The 18,005-nt window shown below is 68.5% G+C and carries 18 protein-coding genes; 10 read left to right on the forward strand and 8 right to left on the reverse strand.

What is annotated here, in order from left to right:
- Positions 1–52 precede the first annotated feature (52 nt).
- The 3 genes from cysS (at position 53) to MKI84_RS04275 (ending at position 3,311) form a co-directional block, all read left to right on the forward strand.
- Positions 53–1,447 carry a cysteine--tRNA ligase gene (gene cysS, locus MKI84_RS04265; RefSeq protein WP_241616762.1) on the forward strand — a complete coding sequence of 465 codons (1,395 nt, stop codon included), beginning with the start codon at positions 53–55 and terminating at the stop codon, positions 1,445–1,447.
- A complete protein-coding gene (locus tag MKI84_RS04270; protein WP_241616763.1) occupies positions 1,444–1,956 on the forward strand; it encodes a GNAT family N-acetyltransferase in 513 nt (170 codons plus the stop codon). The genes cysS and MKI84_RS04270 overlap by 4 nt, the downstream gene beginning before the upstream one ends.
- A gap of 161 nt (positions 1,957–2,117) precedes the next feature.
- Positions 2,118–3,311, forward strand: a complete 1,194-nt coding sequence (locus MKI84_RS04275; protein WP_241616766.1) for a GGDEF domain-containing protein — start codon at positions 2,118–2,120, stop codon at positions 3,309–3,311.
- 18 nt (positions 3,312–3,329) lie between these two features.
- On the opposite strand, the gene MKI84_RS04280 is transcribed toward MKI84_RS04275, so the two are convergent.
- Positions 3,330–3,941 (reverse strand): LOG family protein, encoded by a 612-nt coding sequence (locus MKI84_RS04280; protein ID WP_425353792.1) that lies wholly within the window; start codon positions 3,939–3,941, stop codon positions 3,330–3,332.
- 159 nt (positions 3,942–4,100) lie between these two features.
- On the opposite strand from MKI84_RS04280, the gene MKI84_RS04285 reads away from it, so the two are divergent.
- From MKI84_RS04285 to pssA, 4 genes are all read left to right on the forward strand, one after another.
- Positions 4,101–4,481 (forward strand): ArsR/SmtB family transcription factor, encoded by a 381-nt coding sequence (locus MKI84_RS04285; RefSeq protein ID WP_241616767.1) that lies wholly within the window; start codon positions 4,101–4,103, stop codon positions 4,479–4,481.
- A gap of 12 nt (positions 4,482–4,493) precedes the next feature.
- Positions 4,494–6,416 carry an ABCB family ABC transporter ATP-binding protein/permease gene (locus tag MKI84_RS04290; RefSeq protein WP_241616769.1) on the forward strand — a complete coding sequence of 641 codons (1,923 nt, stop codon included), beginning with the start codon at positions 4,494–4,496 and terminating at the stop codon, positions 6,414–6,416.
- 345 nt (positions 6,417–6,761) lie between these two features.
- On the forward strand, positions 6,762–7,460 hold the full coding sequence (locus MKI84_RS04295) for a phosphatidylserine decarboxylase (RefSeq protein WP_241616771.1): 699 nt from the start codon (positions 6,762–6,764) through the stop codon (positions 7,458–7,460).
- Between the two features lie 115 nt (positions 7,461–7,575).
- Entirely contained in the window at positions 7,576–8,466 is an 891-nt protein-coding gene (pssA, locus tag MKI84_RS04300; protein ID WP_241616773.1) for a CDP-diacylglycerol--serine O-phosphatidyltransferase, read from the forward strand.
- A gap of 57 nt (positions 8,467–8,523) precedes the next feature.
- On the opposite strand, the gene MKI84_RS04305 is transcribed toward pssA, so the two are convergent.
- Both MKI84_RS04305 and MKI84_RS04310 read right to left on the reverse strand, forming a co-directional pair.
- Complete coding sequence (locus tag MKI84_RS04305) at positions 8,524–8,784, reverse strand: transferase (RefSeq protein WP_241616775.1); 261 nt, start codon at positions 8,782–8,784, stop codon at positions 8,524–8,526.
- 298 nt (positions 8,785–9,082) lie between these two features.
- A complete protein-coding gene (locus tag MKI84_RS04310) occupies positions 9,083–9,670 on the reverse strand; it encodes a protease inhibitor Inh/omp19 family protein (RefSeq protein ID WP_241616777.1) in 588 nt (195 codons plus the stop codon).
- A gap of 279 nt (positions 9,671–9,949) precedes the next feature.
- On the opposite strand from MKI84_RS04310, the gene MKI84_RS04315 reads away from it, so the two are divergent.
- Positions 9,950–10,720, forward strand: a complete 771-nt coding sequence (locus tag MKI84_RS04315) for an SDR family NAD(P)-dependent oxidoreductase (protein WP_241616779.1) — start codon at positions 9,950–9,952, stop codon at positions 10,718–10,720.
- A gap of 10 nt (positions 10,721–10,730) precedes the next feature.
- Here MKI84_RS04315 and chrA read toward each other — a convergent pair whose 3' ends face one another.
- Both chrA and MKI84_RS04325 read right to left on the reverse strand, forming a co-directional pair.
- Positions 10,731–11,957 (reverse strand): chromate efflux transporter, encoded by a 1,227-nt coding sequence (gene chrA / locus MKI84_RS04320; protein ID WP_241616781.1) that lies wholly within the window; start codon positions 11,955–11,957, stop codon positions 10,731–10,733.
- 52 nt (positions 11,958–12,009) lie between these two features.
- Entirely contained in the window at positions 12,010–12,879 is an 870-nt protein-coding gene (locus MKI84_RS04325; RefSeq protein ID WP_241616783.1) for a LysR family transcriptional regulator, read from the reverse strand.
- Positions 12,880–13,161: 282 nt separating this feature from the next.
- Here MKI84_RS04325 and MKI84_RS04330 point away from each other — a divergent pair, with 282 nt between their 5' ends.
- Positions 13,162–14,196 carry a DMT family transporter gene (locus MKI84_RS04330; protein ID WP_241616785.1) on the forward strand — a complete coding sequence of 345 codons (1,035 nt, stop codon included), beginning with the start codon at positions 13,162–13,164 and terminating at the stop codon, positions 14,194–14,196.
- Between the two features lie 88 nt (positions 14,197–14,284).
- Positions 14,285–14,629, forward strand: a complete 345-nt coding sequence (locus MKI84_RS04335) for a rhodanese-like domain-containing protein (protein ID WP_241616787.1) — start codon at positions 14,285–14,287, stop codon at positions 14,627–14,629.
- 6 nt (positions 14,630–14,635) lie between these two features.
- On the opposite strand, the gene MKI84_RS04340 is transcribed toward MKI84_RS04335, so the two are convergent.
- The 3 genes from MKI84_RS04340 to MKI84_RS04350 all read right to left on the reverse strand — a co-directional run bounded on the left by MKI84_RS04340 (position 14,636) and on the right by MKI84_RS04350 (position 17,943).
- A complete protein-coding gene (locus MKI84_RS04340; RefSeq protein WP_241616789.1) occupies positions 14,636–16,000 on the reverse strand; it encodes an aspartate aminotransferase family protein in 1,365 nt (454 codons plus the stop codon).
- A gap of 95 nt (positions 16,001–16,095) precedes the next feature.
- Entirely contained in the window at positions 16,096–16,539 is a 444-nt protein-coding gene (locus MKI84_RS04345; RefSeq protein ID WP_241616790.1) for a GNAT family N-acetyltransferase, read from the reverse strand.
- 24 nt (positions 16,540–16,563) lie between these two features.
- The gene (locus MKI84_RS04350) at positions 16,564–17,943 is read right to left on the reverse strand and encodes an aspartate aminotransferase family protein (RefSeq protein ID WP_241616792.1); all 1,380 of its coding nucleotides are present in this window, start codon (positions 17,941–17,943) and stop codon (positions 16,564–16,566) included.
- Positions 17,944–18,005 lie beyond the last annotated feature (62 nt).

An 18,005-nucleotide genomic window follows, 5' to 3' on the forward strand; every position in this document is an offset into this window, starting at 1 on the left:
GGACGACAGACGCGCCGTCGCTCCCCGCGCGGGAGCGTGAGGAGATTGATTGATGTCGGGCATTTCCGGGTCGGGGCTTCCCGAGCTGAAACTCTACAACACGCTGACGCGCGCCAAGGAGGGCTTCGTGCCCCTCGATGCCGGTCTGGTGCGGATGTATGTGTGCGGCCCGACCGTCTATGATCACGCGCATATCGGCAATGCGCGCCCGGTGATCGTGTTCGATCTGCTGTACCGGCTGCTGCGCCACTTCTATGGCGCGGAGCACGTCAAATATGTGCGCAACATCACCGACGTCGATGACAAGATCAACGCGCGCGCGGTGACCGAATTCCCCGGGCTCGACCTCAATGAGGCGATCTCCCGCGTGACCGCCAAAACCGAGGCGCAGTTTCACGACGATCTGGAAGCGCTGGGGGTTCTCCATCCCGATGTGGAGCCGCGCGCGACCGAGCATATCGGTCAGATGCGCGAGCTGATCGAGCGGCTCGTCGCCTCAGGCAACGCCTATGTGGCGGAAGACCATGTGCTGTTTTCGGTGCCCTCCATGCCCGATTACGGCCAGCTCTCGCGCCGTCCGCTCGACGACATGATCGCCGGCGCCCGCGTCGACGTCGCGCCCTACAAGAAGGACGCGATGGACTTCGTGCTGTGGAAGCCGTCCAAGCCCGGCGAGCCCGGCTGGTCATCGCCCGCCGGCATCGCGGTTCCCGGTCGGCCGGGCTGGCACATCGAGTGCTCGGCCATGAGTTGGGCGCATCTGGGCGAGACCTTCGACATTCATGGCGGCGGCATCGATCTCGTCTTCCCCCACCATGAGAACGAGGTCGCGCAGTCGCGCTGTGCCTTCCATTCCGGCATCATGGCCAACGTCTGGATGCACAACGGCTTCCTGCAGGTGGAAGGCGAGAAGATGTCGAAGTCGCTCGGCAACTTCATCACCATCAACCAGCTTCTCGCCGACTGGCCGGGCCAGGTGCTGCGCCTCAACATGCTCAAGTCGCACTACCGCCAGCCGATCGACTGGACGGTGAAGGGGCTGGAGGAGAGCGCGAAGACGCTGGAACAATGGTTCGACGCCAGCGCCCCGGATGCCTATCCGCGGCCCGCGCCGGCCGTGCTGGAGGCGTTGGCGGACGATCTCAACACGCCCAAGGCCATCGCCGAGATGCACGGGCTCAAGGACCATGCCGGCAAGAAGGCGCTGGCGGGAACGCTGGCCTTTCTCGGCTTCGAGGCCGGGCCGCTGCGCGAGTGGACCGCCGCACGGACGCCGACGCTGGACGTCGATGCCGCGACGGTGGAGGCGCGCATCGCCGAGCGCATCGAGGCGCGGCGCAACCGCGACTGGGCGGCCTCCGACCGGATCCGCGATGAACTGCTCGCCCTCGGCGTGGCGCTGAAGGACAACAAGGACGGCACCACGACCTGGGAGCCGAAGCGGTGAGCCCGGCCGCTCCGGGCGCGCCCGGAACCGGCCTGCGGCCCGCGCTGCCCTCCGACATCGGGCTGCTCGCCGCCATCGCCCAGGCCGCCATCTTCGAGCTGACAGGCGAGGATTACGACGCCAATCAGCAGGAGGCGTGGGCGGCCCGGTTCGATGACGAGGACGCCTTCGGGCGCCGACTCGCCGACCGCCTGACGCTGGTCGCGACCCGCGGCGGCGAGGCGGCCGGCTTCATCGCGCTGGCCGACAACCGGCAGATCGACCTGCTGTATGTCCATCCGTCCGTTGCCGGCGAGGGTGTGGCGGCGCTGTTGTGCGACGCCGCCGAGAAGCTCGCCGCCGCGCGCGGGGCGAAAAGCCTCACCGTCGACGCCAGCGACACCGCGCTCGGCTTCTTCCAGAAGCGGGGCTATGTGCCGCGCCAGCGTAACACGGTGACGCTCGGCGACGTCTGGCTCGGCAACACCACGCTGGAAAAGAGCCTGACCGGCGAGGCGGCTACCGGCTGATCGCCATCCGGCCGGCACGCAACCGCGTGCGGAAATCGCGCGGGATTAGAGGCGATTTCGTACCAAATTACCCGTTGTGGTATACAGAGCACGGTGGCGGCACCTTACCCCTTGCGGGGGTGGCGGTATGAGCGGGCCTTGGGGGACCTGCGCACGTGGTCATGGACCTGTTTACCCTCTACACGGTGGTCCTGTTCAAGGGTCTCGCGTTGTCGCTGCTGTGGTGCGCGATCTGGCGGCTCTACGGGCAGTCTGCGGCAGCGCGGCACTGGATGTTGTCGAACCTTGCCGCGTTGGCCGGTGGCCTGATCATGGCGCTGGAGACGCGCTCCGGGCCGCTGTCGCCGGCCATCCTCGGCAATACGCTGGTGATCGTCGGGTTCTTCCTCAACTGGGCGGGGCTCCGTCGCTTCTTCGGGCGGCCCGCGCCCTGGATCGCCAGCCTGCTCGCCCCGTCGCTGGCGCTGTGCGTGCTGATCGCGTTTGACGATTCACGGCTTGTGCGAAACCTCGTCTACGCGCTCGGCCAGTCGATTCCGCTGGTGCTGTGCCTGCCGCTGCTGGTGGGCGCGCGACGCCATACCGGCGCGCCGCTGGCGCTGGTCTCGATCCTGGCTGCGATCGCCGCCATCATGCTGCGCTATGGCGGGCTGGTGATGCACAATGCCGGGCAACTCTCCGATGAGAGCTACAATGTCGTGCTGTTCGGCACGCTGCTGGTGACGATCTTCGGCGGCTTCGTCTGGAATTTCGGCTTCCTGCTTCTGGTGATCGAGCGCCTGCATTCGGAGGCGCACTCGCTCGCCGTGGTCGACGAACTGACCGGCCTGCCCAACCGGCGGATGTTCACCGCGCGGATGGAGGCCGAGAAGGAGCTCAGCGAGCGCGAGGGACGCGGCTTTGCCCTGCTGCTGATCGACGTGGACCGCTTCAAGGGCATCAATGACGAATATGGTCACGCCGCCGGCGATGCCTGCCTCACCCATTTCAGCCGGCTGGTGGCGGGGCGGGTGCGCAAGGGCGATCTTCTGGCGCGGCTCGGCGGCGACGAGTTCTGCGTGCTGCTGTCCGATACCGGGCTTGAGCCCGCCGCCGTCATCGCCGGCGAGATCGTCGAGCTGATGGACCGCAACCCGCTCTTCTACTACGGCACCACCATTCCGGTGACGCTCAGCATCGGCATCGCAATCTGGCAGCCGAAGCGCCATGCCACCATCGCCGAACTGGTCGAGGAGGCCGACTCCGCGCTGTATCTGGCCAAGCGGCGCGGGCGGAACCGCTACGCCCTGCCGGAGGCCGTCCCGCAATTCGTCGCCCCGCCGAGCGCGCTGCGCACCGTGCTGCGCGATCGGTAGGCGGCTGCGGGCGCCGTCTCACATGCGGTCGAGCACCTTCTCCGCCGCGTCGCCGTGCGGGTCGCGGTCGTGAACCGCGTCGAGGGCCGTGTTCAGCTTGGGCAGGACGGCGCGGACATTATGCGCCACCAGCATGCGGATCGGCCGCGCGACGTTCACGAAGCCAGTGGCCTGCATGTGGTCGAACAGGGTCAGCAGCGGGTCCCAGAACCCGGCGATGTTGAGCACCATGACCGGCTTGGTGTGCCGGTTGAGCTGCACCCAGGTGAGTTGCTCGACCAGTTCCTCCAGCGTGCCGATGCCGCCGGGCAAGGCGATGAACGCGTCCGCCCTCTCGAACATCAGGCGCTTGCGCTCGTGCATGTCCTTGGTGACGATCAACTCGTGAGCATGCTCGAAGGCCTGCTCCTTGCCGATGAGGAAATCCGGGATGATGCCGGTGACGCGCCCGCCGGCCTCGGCGCAGGCGCGCGCGGCCGCGCCCATCAGCCCGACGCCGCCGCCGCCATAGACGAGACGGATATTCTCCCGGGCGAAGAGTCGCCCGAGCTCGATGGCGGTTTCGAGATAGACGGAGTCGGACCCCGAGGCCGCTCCGCAATACACGCAGACGCTTTTGATCGTGTTCATGCGCACCATGATGCAGTGCGGCAGGAAAGCGTCAAGCCGGCAGGCGGCCGCGCCGGCGTTCCACCCAGCCGCGCGCCGGTCCGGCGGGCGCCTGCCGGGGCGGCGCATTTCCCGGCGTGTCTTCCCAATGCCGCAATCATCGTCTATCGACGATGAACGATGACCACCAGCGTCCCGATCGATGACGAACTTCTCGCCGTGCGTCTGCGCGCGCTGGGGCACCCCGCGCGGCTGGCGATCCTTCGTGCGCTGGCGCGGGCGGAGCGCTGCCATTGCGGGGAGATCGTGCGGGGCCTGCCGCTGGCGCAGTCCACGGTCTCGCAGCACCTCAAGATCCTCAAGGACGCCGGGCTGATCGACGGAACGGTCGAGGGGCCGCGCTCCTGCTACTGCCTCGATCGTGCCGCGTTGGCCGGCACGCTGGCCGCGCTCGGCTCGCTCGGGGCAGCCATGCGGACAGCGATGGGGCACATCTCCACCGGCGCGCCTATCTATGATCACCTACCGGGTGAGGTCGTCCCGCCCGCCTCGCTCGAATGACTGGAATGAATGATGTCTGCACCTGACGGCGGCGCCGCTCTGTCGCGTCCCACCAAGGCCTCCGAGATCAATCCGCGCGGCAGCCTCTTGGTGGCTCTCAAGGGGCTCGGCCCTTATTTGTGGCCGGCTGACCGGGCCGATCTGCGCGCGCGCGTGATGTGGGGCCTGCTGCTGCTGGTGCTCGCCAAGGTCGCCACCATGGCGACGCCGTTCATCTTCAAATGGGCGACGGACGCGGTGGCCGAGACCGAAGGCGCGCGCATCGGCACCGATGCCATCAGCCTGATCATCGCCGCGCCCGCCGCGCTGGCGCTGGCCTATGGCCTGTCGCGCATCGTGATGGCCGGCCTCACCCAGTGGCGCGACGGCCTGTTCGCCAAGGTCGCGGTGCATGCCGTGCGCCGGCTCGCGCTCGAAACCTTCGAGCACATGCACGCCCTGTCGCTGCGCTTTCATCTGGAACGCAAGACCGGCGGGCTGACCCGCATTCTGGAGCGCTCGCGCGAGGGCATCGAGACCATCGTGCGCATGCTGGTGCTGCATCTGGCCCCGACCATCCTGGAATTCGCCATGGTGATCGGCGTGCTGCTCTGGGTGTTTGACTGGCGTTATGCGCTGGCCTCGGTGCTGATGATCGGCGGCTATACGCTGTTCACCTTCATGATGACCGAATGGCGCATGGGCATCCGCGCCGCCATGAACGAGAGCGACACCGACGCCAACGCCAAGGCGGTCGACAGCCTGCTCAATTACGAGACGGTGAAGTATTTCGGCGCCGAGAAGTGGGAAGCCCAGCGCTATGACCGCTCCATGGCCCGCTTCGAGCGCGCGACCGTGCACACCCACACCTCGCTCGCCTGGCTCAATCTCGGTCAGGCGGTGATCTTCACGATCGGTCTGACCGCGGTGATGGTGCTGTGCGTGTTCGACATTCGCGCCGGTCGCCAGTCGGTCGGCTCCTTCGTCATGGTCAACGCCATGATGATCCAGCTCTATCAGCCGCTGAACTTCCTCGGCATGATCTATCGCGAGATCAAGCAGTCGCTGATCGACATCGAGGCCATGTTCACCATCCTCTCCCGCTCGCCGGAGATCGAGGACCGGCCGCGCGCCCCTGCGCTCCAGCTCTCGGGCGGCACGGTGCGTTTCGAGGATGTGCGCTTCTCCTACGATCCCGATCGGGAAATCCTCAAAGGCATCTCCTTCGAGGTGCCGGCCGGCAAGACGGTGGCGATCGTCGGTCCTTCGGGCGCCGGCAAGTCGACCATCTCGCGGCTGCTGTTCCGCTTCTACGACGTGGCGGGCGGGCGCATCACCATTGACGGGCAGGATCTGCGCGAGGTCTCTCAGGAGAGCCTGCGCGCCGCCATCGGCATGGTCCCGCAGGACACGGTGCTGTTCAACGACACGCTCGGCTACAACATCCGCTATGGCCGCCATGGCGCCTCCGACGCGGAGGTGGCCGCCGCCGCCGAACTCGCCCAGATCGACGGCTTCGTGCGCCGCACCCCCAAGGGCTACGAGACGGAAGTCGGCGAGCGCGGGCTGAAGCTCTCGGGCGGCGAGAAGCAGCGCGTTGCCATCGCCCGCACCATTCTGAAGGCGCCGACCATTCTCCTGCTCGACGAGGCGACCTCGGCGCTGGACAGCCACACTGAGCGCGAGATCCAGGACGCGCTCGACCGTGTGTCGCGCGGGCGCACCACGCTGGTGATCGCGCATCGCCTGTCCACCGTGGTTGGCGCGGATGAGATCATCGTGCTGGAGCACGGCGTGATCCGCGAGCGCGGCACTCATGCTGAACTGATGCTGCGCCATGGCCTGTACCATTCGATGTGGGAGCGCCAGCGCGAGGCCGAGCGCGCGCGCCAGACCCTGCGCGCGGCGGACGACGACGACGAGAACGGGGCCGGCGCCAGCGACGCGGCGGCCTGAGGCCCGGTCGCACGGCTGCCCTCGTCGGGCCATGGCAACGAACTGATCATTGGCCTCGACGGCGACGGACGGTACGTGCCACGACGCGGGGAGGGCCGACGGCTCCGATCACGCCGGAAATCGGCTCGCTCGCGCGTCAGGCCTTCAAGCGTCATGGTTGGGACGCGGCGATCCGGCGCAGCCTAATAGGGATGTCAATGCAGCGCCCATGCCTGCGCGCGGGCGCAAAGCGTGCCAGTGCTGTACAAGGGCTGGGACTTCGCCCGCACCGACATGGCCACCGCCGCGTGATTTGACGTTGCGGCGGCGGCCCTTTAGCTGTGCGTGCATAATTGGGAACCCGACATGTCCGTGATCGACTCCATCCGCAGCGGCATCGCGCCGATCCATCGCGAAGGCTATCCGTTCGTGCTGATCGGGGCGGCGGTATCGGCCGTGCTGCTCTGGCTCGTGCCGCCGCTCGGCTGGATCTGCGTGCTGATCACGCTGTGGATCTGCTATTTCTTCCGCGATCCCGAACGGGTGACGCCGGTCCGCGAGGGGCTGGTGGTCTCGCCGGCCGATGGGCGGGTCTGCCTCATCGGCCCTGCCGTGCCGCCGGTCGAGCTTGGCCTCGGCGACATGCCGCTGCCGCGCATCTGCATTTTCATGAACGTGTTCGATGTGCATGTGAACCGTTCGCCGATCGCCGGCCGGGTGGCGCGCATCGCCTACAAGCCCGGCAAGTTCCTTTCCGCCGATCTCGACAAGGCGAGCGAGGACAATGAGCGTTCCGGCATGGTGCTCGACACCGCGATCGGCCGCGTGGGCGTGGTGCAGATCGCCGGCCTGGTGGCGCGGCGCATCGTCGGTTTCGTGCGCGAGGGCGACATGCTGGCGCCGGGTCAGCGCTTCGGCCTGATCCGCTTCGGTTCGCGCGTCGACGTCTATCTGCCGGAAGGCGTCCAGCCGCTGGTGGCGGAAGGCCAGCGCGCCATTGCCGGCGAGACCGTGCTCGCCGATTTCGCAAGCCTGGAGCGTCCGCTCAGCTTCCGGCTCGACTGACGGTTCGTCTGCTCCGGCGCCTCAGTTCGCCGGAGTGCCGATGTCGTGACATGATCGAACCGAGCCCGGCGACGAGTCGACCCGGGCTTTCGTTCCAGACCCAAGGCGGCCCGAGATGTCCGATCTCTTCCCTCCCTTCGATCCCCGGTCGTCCGACCCCGAGCCGCGCCGCCGGCGCTTCCAGGCGGTGCCGGTCCGCGTGCTCATCCCCAATGTGGTGACGCTGCTCGCGCTCTGCGCCGGCCTGACCGGCATTCGCATGGCGATCGAGGGCCGGATGGAAGTGGCGCTCGCCGCCATCATCGTCGCCGCGGTGCTCGACGGCATGGATGGGCGGCTGGCCCGCATGCTTCAGGGCACGTCGCGCTTCGGCGCGGAACTGGACAGCCTGTCGGACTTCGTCTGCTTCGGCGTGGCGCCGGGGCTCGTGCTCTATATGTGGGGACTGGAGACGCTGGGTTCGATCGGCTGGATCGCCGCGCTCGCCTTCGCCATTTGTGCGGCGCTGCGCCTCGCGCGTTTCAACGTGATGCTGGAAGACCCCAACAAGCCGGCCTTTGCGGCGGATTTCTTCACCGGAGTTCCGGCGCCCGCCGGGGCGATCTGCGTGCTGCTGCCGGTCTATCTTGAGCTCATCGGCATGCCGCGCCTTGTCGCTTCGCCGGCGGTGGCGGCGATCTTCTGCCTCGCGATCGCGCTGCTGATGGTCTCGAAGCTGCCGGCCTGGTCCGGCAAGAAGCTGGGCGCCCGCATCCCGCGCGATGCGGTGCTGCCGCTCTTCGTCTGCGTGGTGCTGTTCGTGGCTGTCCTGGTGACCTGGCCCTGGGCGATGCTCTCCATCCTCAGCATCGCCTATCTCGCAGCGCTGCCGTTCTCGGTCGTGCGCTATGCGCGGCTGGCGCGCGAGCATGAGGCGCGGATGGCGACGACGGGCGGGGCCGGCGGGCCGCTGCCGCCTTATGATGATGAGAATGACGCCGACCGTCCGGGCGGCCCGCTTAACTGAGCCGGCCGCGTATCGGAAGGCGACCGCGAGAAAGCCGGCGCTGTCTTTGACGAGGACCTAGCGCGCGCGCTCCGCCATGGCGGTGACGCGGGCCGCCAGCGAGGCGGACGGGAAGGCCTGACGCAGCAGTCGCAGGGCCTCGGCGTCGGTGCGCGGAGCGGCGAGATCGAGATGCTGGCGCATGAGCTGGGTGACCGATTGGGCATCGCCACGCCAGGCAGCCATGCCCGACGGGGAGCTCTCGGCGGTCCTCGCCGTCACGGATTCCATCGCTCCGGACGAAGCCGGCGCCACGAACACGCGCGCACCTTGCAGCATCACAACCGCCTCCGATCGAAAGAGCGAATCAATCGACTTTCCTGATGCCGAGCATGCGGCAATCCGTTCGCCAACGCACGAGATTTCTGCAGGTTCCGCATTTTGTGAAGCAAGACCCCACAAAGTGATCATGCCGCAACGCAACGTGTGCGCCATGCGTATTTCACCGCAACGGCGCAGTATTTTCAAAGTTACTTCAACTTTCAAAATAGAACGGTGGCGGGAGTGGGGGCACCTTGCCGGCGGCACTCGCGACCCGGTTCGCAAGGGGAGGAGACGGCAGTGAATTCTTTGCCGACTACAGGCGGGTGAGGGTCACCTTTTCGCCGTCCCCGGTCAGCACGCCGTCATAGCGACCGTCGCCCGCCGGCTGCAGCCGCGCCGTGACCTTGCCGACATGGTTCTGCAGCACGACCTCGCTGCCCCACACGTCCCAGCCCTTGGTCATGAAGATATCGTTGGGGCAGGACACGTCGGCATCGGCTGCGAAGCCCGACATGCCGCGGCGGGTGGAAAGCGTGACCTTGCAGGTCTTCTGCCCCTCGTCCCAGGCGAAATTCCAGGTGCCCGCGAGCTGGGTGCGCGCCGCGCCGGGCTCGGCATAGGCGACGCCGCCCGGGGCGGTCGCAGCCGGCGGGGCGAGTGCCACCGAGGCGTCGGTCGGGCGTGGGGTCACCGCGTCGCTGGCGGTTGCCGCTGCTGCGCCATAGGCCGGCGCGGCGGGCGGGGGAACCGGGGAGCTTTCGATCGCACCGGTGGGGGCGGGGGTGATCTGGCTGGTTTCGACCGTAGCGGCGGAAGGCTGGCCGAATCCGTCAAGCACCGTGCTACACCCGCCAAGGGCGAGGGCGGTCATGGCTGTGACGGAAATGGCAATGATACGCATGTCAACAAAGCTCCTCACGCGGATGTCCCCTTCCGCGCTTGCCCCTGCAGTCGCTATGCCACGCCGCGGCGCTGCGATGCACACGGCCTGTTTCGCCAAGGATCGTGGCGTGAGCGTGACCCGGAAGCCCCATTGCCGGCCACAGTCACGAGTTTGCGCAGCCTTGTGCCGATATGGTCAATGCCCGGTTAATGTGGCGGCAGAGACGTTCGTGCGTGCGGGAGGATTTCATCCGGGCGAAAAAGGCTCTATGTGCGTTGCAGCAAGAGGAGCTCGCTCATGTATCGGATGCTGGATCCCGCCACCCTCACCGTGCTCATCACCGGCGCCACGTCCGGCATCGGTGCCGCGACCGCCCGGCGCTTCGCGCTCGCCGGTGCGCGCGTCATCGCGACCGGCCGGCGCGCCGACCGGCTGATCGCGCTGCGCGACGAGCTTGGCCCGCGCCTGCACCCGCTGGAAGTGGATGTGCGCGACAACGCCGCGCTGACCGCCGCGCTGGCGGCACTGCCGGCGGAATTCGCCGCCATCAACATCGTGTTCGCCAATGCCGGCCTCGCTTTGGGCCTGGAGCCCGCCCACAAGGCGGAACTCTCGGACTGGGACGACATGATCGACACCAATATCAAGGGCCTGCTCTACACGGTGCGCGCCACGCTGCCCGGCATGGTCGAGCGCGGCGAGGGCCATGTGGTGTTCACGGGCTCGATCGCCGGTGACTATGCCTATCCCGGCGGCAATGCCTATGGCGCCACCAAGGCCTTCGTAAAGCAGTTCTCGCTGAACCTGATCGCCGATCTTGCCGGCACGGGGGTGCGCGTGACCAATATCGAGCCGGGCATGGTGGAGACCGAGTTCTCGCTGGTGCGTTTCCACGGCGATGCCTCGAAGTCGGAGCGGGTCTATGCCGGCACCGACTCTCTCACCAGTGAGGACATCGCCGAGCAGATCTTCTTCTGCTGCACCGCCCCGCGCCATGTGAACATCAACCGGCTTCAGGTGTTCCCGACCTGCCAGACCTTCGCGGGCTTCAAGGTCGAGCGGGACTGACCGGCATCGCTTACAGGAGCGCGGCGCCCGCGAGCGCCGCGCCGGCCACCACCGCCCAAGGCGGCACCCGCCATAGCACGAGCGCCAGATAGGCCATCAGAGCCAGCGCGAAGGCGCGCGGCGAGCCGATGGCCGAGGTCACGACCGGGTCCCAGAACGCCGCGCCCAGCAGTCCGACCACGGCGGCATTCATGCCGGCCAGCGCGTTGCGCACATCCGCCCGCGCCGCGATCAGGCCCCAGTAGCGCAGCGCGCCCAGCACCAGCAGCATCGAGGGCAGGAACATCGCGACAAGCGCGATGGCGGCACCCGCGAGCCCGTTGGGGGCGGTCGGCATCGCCGCCCCGACATAGGCGGCGAAGGTGAACAATGGTCCGGGCACCGCCTGCACCGCGCCATATCCGGCGAGGAAGGCCTCTCGCGTCAGCCCGCCCGGATGCACAACCTCGGCCTCGATCAGCGGCAGCACGACATGCCCGCCGCCGAACACCAGCGAGCCGGCGCGGTAGAACGTATCGAACAGCGCGATCCCGCCATCGCCGCTCGCCGCCGCCAGCGGCAGGCCGATCAGCAGCGCGGCAAACAATCCCAGGGACCCGAGCGCCAGACCGCGCCCCGGCCGATATTGCGCTGGCATCAGCCCCGGTGCGGAGGTGACCGGCAGGCGCAGCAGCAGATAGCCGATCAGCCCGCCGCCCGCGATGACCGCAATCTGCCCGAGCGCGCCCGGAAAACTCGCGACCAGCGCCGCGGCGACCAGCGCGAGGCTGCGCCGCGAGCGGTCCGGGGTCAGGCTGCGCGCCATGGTGAGCACGGCGTCGGCGACGATGGCGGCGGCGGCGATCTTGAGCCCGGCGAGCCAGCCTCCGGCCAGCCCCGCCTCATGGGCGCCGCTCATGCCATAGGCGAAGATCACCATGGCGATCGCGGAGGGCAGGGTGAAGCCGAGCCACGCCGCCAGCATGCCGGCCGGGCCGGCGCGCATCAGCCCGATGGCCATACCGACCTGGCTGGAACTCGGGCCGGGCAGGAACTGGCACAGCGCCACCACCCCGGCATAGGCATCGTCGGTCAGCCAGCGGCGACGCTCGACGATCTCGGCATGGAAATAGCCCAGATGCGCCACTGGCCCGCCGAAGGAGGTCAGCCCGAGCCGCAGGAACACCCGCAATACCTCCAGCGCGCCGGAGGCCGGGGCGGTGGATGCGGTGGCGGAACCGTGGGTATCGGGCGTCATGGCGCAGCTTTAGCGCGCGCTGGCGCAGGTTACATGTGAATTTTTGATGACGTCAGGCGGCTTCCACCGCCGCCGGCATGGCAAGCGCGGTGCGCAGCGTGTCGGCGAGGCGCCGGGCGGCGGCGGAGGCATTCGGCGCGATGAGCAGGCCAATCTCCAGCTCGGGGAGCGGGGGCAGGCCGTCGGCCGCGCCAAGGCGGCGCCATTCAGGCGGGGCGGCGCATTCCGCCATGGCGGTGATGCAAAGCCCGGTCTCCACCGCCGAATGGATGCCGCCCTGCGAGGAGGAGGTGCAGGCCACGCGCCAGTTGCGACCGGAGGCATCCAGCGCGGCGGCGATATGCGGGCGGGCGCGGCAGCCGGTGGGGAACAGGGCGAGAGGCAGGGGATCGTTGCGCTCCGGCCGGTGGCCGCGCGCGGCGAGCCAGAGCAGCTTCTCGCGCTTGAGCAGTTCCCCGGTCGGGCGCGACAGGTCGCGGGTCACCAGCGCGACGTCGATCTGCCCGCGCTCGACCTCCGGCTCCAGCGCCTTGGAGAGGTCGCAGCGAATGGAAATCTCAACGCGCGGATAGGCGGCGGCGAAGCGGGCGATGGTCGGGGTGAAATAGGCGTCGACATAATCATCCGGCATGCCGAGGCGCACGCTGCCTTCCGGCGTGCCGCCCTTGAGATCGGCCAGCGCCTCGCTCTCGAAGGCGAGCAGGCGCCGGGCATGGGCCACCAGCCGCTCGCCGGTCTCGGTCAGGGAGATGCCGCGCCGGGAACGCTCCAGCAGCCGCACGCCGAGACTTTCCTCGAGCTGGGCGATGCGGGCGGAGACCGCGGACTGGGTGCGCCCCACGCGCTCGGCGGCGGCGGTGAAGCCCCCGCAATCGACAATGGCGATCAGCATGCCCAGAGATTCGGTGTCGAGGTGGCGCATCGAGGCCCTCACGCTGCGTTCGTCATGGTCGCACCAGTACTATCACTTTTGCGAATGAAACGACAAAATAAATTCGCTTTGACGATTTACCGGGGCGGGTGTAGAGCACGATTCATCGTGTTCGTGACCTGCATCAAGGCCCGCTGAAGCTGCCGGTTCCGGCGCGGCGGCGCCAATAGCGGGACGTGCGCGGCCCCTTCATCGACCCGCCGACTGTACCACCTCATTCCATCGAGACCGGCAATGGCCCCGCCGCCCCCTTCTTCCGCTACGTTATCTCCGATGGGCGGCGACGTCGCCGGGGCGTTGTCCGCGCTCGGCGCGGCGGCGGAGGAGGCGCGGCTGCGCCGTCAGGCCTTCTTCGCGGTCGTTCTCGCGGCGTGTTGCATCGGTTTCTCGCCGATCTTTGTGCGGCTGGCCGATGCCGGGCCGGCGGCCATCGGCTTCTGGCGGCTGTTCTTCGCGCTCGGCCCCACTGCGCTCTGGGCCTATGCCGAGCAGCGCGCGGCCCGGCAGCGGGCGCGGGTGGCGGCGCTGGTCGCCACGGAGGCCGGCCGCCCGGTCGTGCCGTACCGGCTGGTGACGCCGCGCCAGCTCATGCTGTCCGGTCTGGCCGGCCTGTTCTTTGCCGCCGATCTCATCATGTACCATGCGGGCCTCGCCATCACGACGACGGCGAACGGCGTGCTGCTGGGCAATCTCGGCGTGGTGTTCACGCTGCTGCTGGGCTGGCTCATTCTCGGGGAGCGGCCCTCGCGCGGGCTGTTCGTCGCTCTCTTCCTCGCCCTGTCGGGCACGGTGATCATCATTTCCCGCAGCCTCGCGGAGGCCGGAGCGGCCGCCCCGATGGTGACCGGCAGCGCACTCGGCGACCTGCTCTGCGTGGCGGCGGCGGCGTGCTATGCCGGATTCATGCTGTTCGTGCGCGTGCTGCGCCGGGGCGATTCACGGGCGCCGTCCGGTCTCGGCACATCGGGTCTGGGCGGTGGCATGGTCGCGCTGCTGTCCAGCGCCTCCGGCATGGTGATCTGCCTGATCTGGGCGATCGCCGCCGGCGAGACCTTGCTGCCGCAGAGCGTTCAGGGACTGCTGGCGGTGGTGGGGCTGGGCATCGTGGCGCATGTCGGCGGGCAGGGGCTGACCACCTTCGCGCTCGGCCGGCTGCCGGCCGGGCTGATCTCGGTGGTGCAATTGCTGCAGATCGTGTTCGGCGTCGGCCTTGCCGCGCTGCTGTTCGGCGAAATCCCCACGCCGGCGATCCTGTTCGGCGGCGCCCTGCTGATCGCCGGCGTCCTGACGGTGCGCCCGCGCTCCTGAGCGTGCCGTCTTTCAACGCGTGTGTCCCACTTGCGGACGCGCCGTCGCGGGTCTACCTCCAGACGACATCGTTTTGAGGGGAACAGCCATGGCGCAGGAAGCCAATCCGTTCGGCGGCACCATCGAACATCTGTCGGTCGAGGAGGTGAAGGCCGGGCTTGAGGCCGGCACGATCCTGCTGGTCGATGTGCGCGAGCCCAACGAGACCGATGCCGAGAGCATTCCCGGCGCGGTGGCATTCCCGCTTTCCACCTTCGATGCCGCGGCGCTGCCCGATCCCGGCGACAAGACGCTGGTGTTTTCCTGCCGCTCCGGCCAGCGCTCGCAGAGGGCGTCGGCCGCCGCGCAGGCCGCCGGGCTCGACCTGCACCGCCACATGGCGGGCGGCATCCTGGCCTGGAAGGCCGCCGGCTTCCCGACCGAGACGCCGTAAGCGGCGTCAGTCCGCCAGCCGCGCCACGACCTCGGCCGTCGCCCCGATCAGCGTCTCGACCTGTTCGTCGCTGGTCGCGGGTGAAGCCAGCATCATGTCGTGGAACGGCGAGATGAGTACGCCGCGCACCAGCAGCGCCAGATGCACGACCGCCTCCAGCGCGGGGTGATGGGCCGCTCTGGCCGCCCGCCCGTCGCTCACGGGCTCGGGCGTGCGCACCACCTCCACCCGCGCGCCGCAGCGCGCGACATGCCACGGCAGCCGCGCCTGCGTTATGACCTGCGCGAGCCCGGCCTCCATGCGGTCGGCGAGGCGGTTCATGTGCGCATAGGCCTGCTCCGTCGCCACATGCTCCAGCGTGGCGCGCAGCGCCGCGAGCTGGAGCGGGCTGCCCGAAAGCGTGGTGCCCATGCCGGAATGGCCATCCGGCTTGTCGGCCAGCACGCGCTGGAACCGCGCGGCCACCTCCTCGCTCATGCCCCAGACCGACGCGGGAATGCCGCCGGCAATGGCCTTGCCGACCACGAACAGGTCCGGCTGCAGTCCATAGCGCTTCGTATAGCCGCCCGGGCCGCTGGAGAGGGTGTGAGTCTCGTCGATCAGCAGCAGCGTGCCGTGACGGCGGGTGATTTCGCGCAGGCCGGCATGGAAGCCGGGTGCGGGCAGCACCATGGCGCAGTTGGTCATCGCCGGCTCGGTGATGACGCAGGCCACCGTCTCGTCGGCCAGCGCCGCCTCCAGCGCGTCGAGGTCGTTGAAGGGAACGACGCGGGTGAGCACGGAAAGGTCGCGCGGTTCGCCGATCAGTCCCGGCCGGTTCGCCACGCGGCCATTCCCGGTGATCTCCACGAAGGTCTCGTCCACCGCGCCGTGATAGGCGCCGTCGAACACGAGGATGCGCGGGCGTCCCGTCACCGCACGCGCGGCGCGCAGGGCGAAGCGATTGGCGTCGGTCGCGGTGGTCGCGACCTGCCAGCGGGCAAGGCCGAAGCGCTGTGCGAGCAGGTCGCCGACAACGCCGGCATCCGGGCTCGGCAGCATGGTGGCGAGCCCGCGGCTCGCCTGCCGCATCAGCGCCTGCGCCACCGGCGCCGGGCCGTGTCCGAACAGCGAGGCGGTGTCGCCAAGGCAGAAATCATCATAACCGTGGCCGTCAATGTCGGTGAGCCGGGCACCCGTCGCCTGCGCCACCACCAGCGGCACCGGGGTCGACCAGTCGACCATCCAGTGCATCGGCACGCCCTCGAACAGATGCGCCGCCGCCCCGGCGGCCGCGCGGGTGCGCGGGCGCATGCCGAGATAGAGCGCCTCGGTCTCGGTGCGCAGGGCCGCGATGCGGGAATGGGACACGCCGGCGGCGCTGTCGTTCATTTTGACGTTCATCAGCGGCTGGCCCCTGCCGTGGCTCATTGGGCGGCGCGCAATCCTAGCGCGATAAACGGTGCCGGAGAAACGGGTGCACCGGCTCAGGGCCGGTAATTGTCCGGCCGCAGGATTTCCATGAAGCGCCAGGGATTGCCGATCTCCTCGAAGCCGAACTGCCGGTAGAGGCCATGGGCATCCGAGGTCAGCAGCAGCAACCGGCGCAGGCCCTGCAGGTCCTCATGATCGATCACGCGTTGCATCAACGCCTTGGAGAGGCCCTTGCCGCGATGCTCCTTGAGCACGAAGACGTCGGCGAGCAGGGCGAAGGACGCGGTGTCCGTCACCACCCGCGCCAGCCCGACCTGTGCGTCGCCATGATAGAGGCCGAAGCACAGCGAATGGGCGAGCGCCCGCGCCACGACGGAGCGGGGAATGCCGGGCGACCAGTAGGCTTCCTGCGACAGGAAGCCATGGATCACGTCGACATTCAGCCGCGCGGGATCGGTGGAAATCTCATAGCCCTCGGGCAGTGACGGCGCGTCCATCGATCCCTTCCCGGCGCTCGGCGCTCAGCTTACCCAGCCCCAGCGCTTGAGCTCCGCATAGGTCTCGTCCAGCGTCCTGCGGGCGCGGGCGATCAGTTCGTCCATCTCGCCATGGGAAATTGTCAGCGGCGGTGCGATGATCAGTCGGTCGCGCACCGCGCGCATGACCAGGCCGTTGCGGAACGAGAAGTCGCGGGCCAGCGTGCCGACCTTGCCGACATCGGGGAATTTGGTGCGCCCGAGCTTGTCCGGCGTCAGCTCCAGCGCGCCGACGAGGCCGACCATCGGCGCCTCGCCGACGAGGGGATGCTCGGCCAGCGCCCGCCAGCGCGCGGCGAGATACGGGCCGGCATCATTGGCGACGCGCTCGACCAGTTGCTCGCGCACGATGATGTCGAGATTGGCCAGCGCGGCGGCGCAGGCGGCCGGGTGGCCGGAATAGGTGTAGCCGTGGTTGAAGTCGCCGCCTTCCAGCAGCACCTCGACCACGCGGTCGGCCACCATCACCCCGCCGAGCGGCATGTAGCCGGAGGTGATGCCCTTCGCCATGACCAGCATGTCGGGATGGGTGCCGAAGGTCTGGCAGCCGAACCACTGGCCGGTACGCCCGAAGCCGCAGATCACCTCGTCGGAAATGAACAGGATGTCGCGCTCGCGGCAGATGCGGGCGATCTCCGGCCAATAGGTGGCCGGCGGCACGATCACGCCGCCCGCGCCCTGCACCGGCTCGGCGATGAAGGCGGCGATACGGTCCTCGCCCAATGCGTCGATGGTCGCTTCCAGCGCGCGGGCCGTGCGGATGCCGAATTCCTCCGGCGTCTCGCCCTGGCGCGCCTCGCCCCACCAATAGGGCTGGGCGATGTGCACGACATCGGCGATCGGCGCGCTCTGCTCATGCATCGGCGCCATGCCACCCAGACTGCCGGCGGCCACCGTCGAGCCGTGATAGGCGTTGCGGCGCGAGATGATGATGCGCTTCTCCGGCTTCTCCTTGATCTGGTAGTAGCGGCGGACCAGCTTGATCACGGTGTCGTTGGATTCCGACCCCGAGCCGGTGAAGAACACCCGGTTGAACTGCGGCGGCGTCAGTTCGGCGAGCTTGGTGGCGAGGTCGATCGCCGGCTGGTGGGTGGTCTTGAAGAAGGTGTTGTAATAGGGCAGCTCGCGCATCTGCGCGGCCACCGCGTCGACGATCTCGTCGCGGCCATAGCCGACATTCACGCACCACAGGCCGGACATGCCGTCGAGGATGCGGTTGCCGTCGGAATCGGTCAGCCACACGCCTTCCGCCTTCACGATGACGCGCGTGCCTTCCACGCCCAGCGCCTTGTTGTCGCTGAACGGGTGGAGGTGATGGGCGGCGTCGAGCGCCCGCAGTTCGGCGGTGGAGCGGGGAAGCGTCATGATGGACCTTGCAAGGCTGTCTCGTTAAGCGTCGCCAGAGAATGTGATCACATTTTGCGTGC

Source organism: Ancylobacter gelatini (assembly GCF_022601675.1).
Classification (GTDB): Bacteria; Pseudomonadota; Alphaproteobacteria; order Rhizobiales; family Xanthobacteraceae; genus Ancylobacter; species Ancylobacter gelatini.

What these genes read in the sequence shown, in the direction of transcription:
- cysS (WP_241616762.1), top strand. Translation starts at nt 53, where the DNA reads ATGTCGGGCATTTCCGGGTCGGGGCTTCCCGAGCTGAAACTCTACAAC.
- MKI84_RS04275 (WP_241616766.1), top strand. Translation starts at nt 2,118, where the DNA reads ATGGACCTGTTTACCCTCTACACGGTGGTCCTGTTCAAGGGTCTCGCG.
- MKI84_RS04280 (WP_425353792.1), bottom strand. Translation starts at nt 3,941, where the DNA reads ATGAACACGATCAAAAGCGTCTGCGTGTATTGCGGAGCGGCCTCGGGG.
- MKI84_RS04285 (WP_241616767.1), top strand. Translation starts at nt 4,101, where the DNA reads ATGACCACCAGCGTCCCGATCGATGACGAACTTCTCGCCGTGCGTCTG.
- MKI84_RS04290 (WP_241616769.1), top strand. Translation starts at nt 4,494, where the DNA reads ATGTCTGCACCTGACGGCGGCGCCGCTCTGTCGCGTCCCACCAAGGCC.
- MKI84_RS04295 (WP_241616771.1), top strand. Translation starts at nt 6,762, where the DNA reads ATGTCCGTGATCGACTCCATCCGCAGCGGCATCGCGCCGATCCATCGC.
- pssA (WP_241616773.1), top strand. Translation starts at nt 7,576, where the DNA reads ATGTCCGATCTCTTCCCTCCCTTCGATCCCCGGTCGTCCGACCCCGAG.
- MKI84_RS04305 (WP_241616775.1), bottom strand. Translation starts at nt 8,784, where the DNA reads ATGCTGCAAGGTGCGCGCGTGTTCGTGGCGCCGGCTTCGTCCGGAGCG.
- MKI84_RS04310 (WP_241616777.1), bottom strand. Translation starts at nt 9,670, where the DNA reads ATGCGTATCATTGCCATTTCCGTCACAGCCATGACCGCCCTCGCCCTT.
- MKI84_RS04315 (WP_241616779.1), top strand. Translation starts at nt 9,950, where the DNA reads ATGTATCGGATGCTGGATCCCGCCACCCTCACCGTGCTCATCACCGGC.
- chrA (WP_241616781.1), bottom strand. Translation starts at nt 11,957, where the DNA reads ATGACGCCCGATACCCACGGTTCCGCCACCGCATCCACCGCCCCGGCC.
- MKI84_RS04325 (WP_241616783.1), bottom strand. Translation starts at nt 12,879, where the DNA reads ATGCGCCACCTCGACACCGAATCTCTGGGCATGCTGATCGCCATTGTC.
- MKI84_RS04330 (WP_241616785.1), top strand. Translation starts at nt 13,162, where the DNA reads ATGGGCGGCGACGTCGCCGGGGCGTTGTCCGCGCTCGGCGCGGCGGCG.
- MKI84_RS04335 (WP_241616787.1), top strand. Translation starts at nt 14,285, where the DNA reads ATGGCGCAGGAAGCCAATCCGTTCGGCGGCACCATCGAACATCTGTCG.
- MKI84_RS04340 (WP_241616789.1), bottom strand. Translation starts at nt 16,000, where the DNA reads ATGAACGACAGCGCCGCCGGCGTGTCCCATTCCCGCATCGCGGCCCTG.
- MKI84_RS04345 (WP_241616790.1), bottom strand. Translation starts at nt 16,539, where the DNA reads ATGGACGCGCCGTCACTGCCCGAGGGCTATGAGATTTCCACCGATCCC.
- MKI84_RS04350 (WP_241616792.1), bottom strand. Translation starts at nt 17,943, where the DNA reads ATGACGCTTCCCCGCTCCACCGCCGAACTGCGGGCGCTCGACGCCGCC.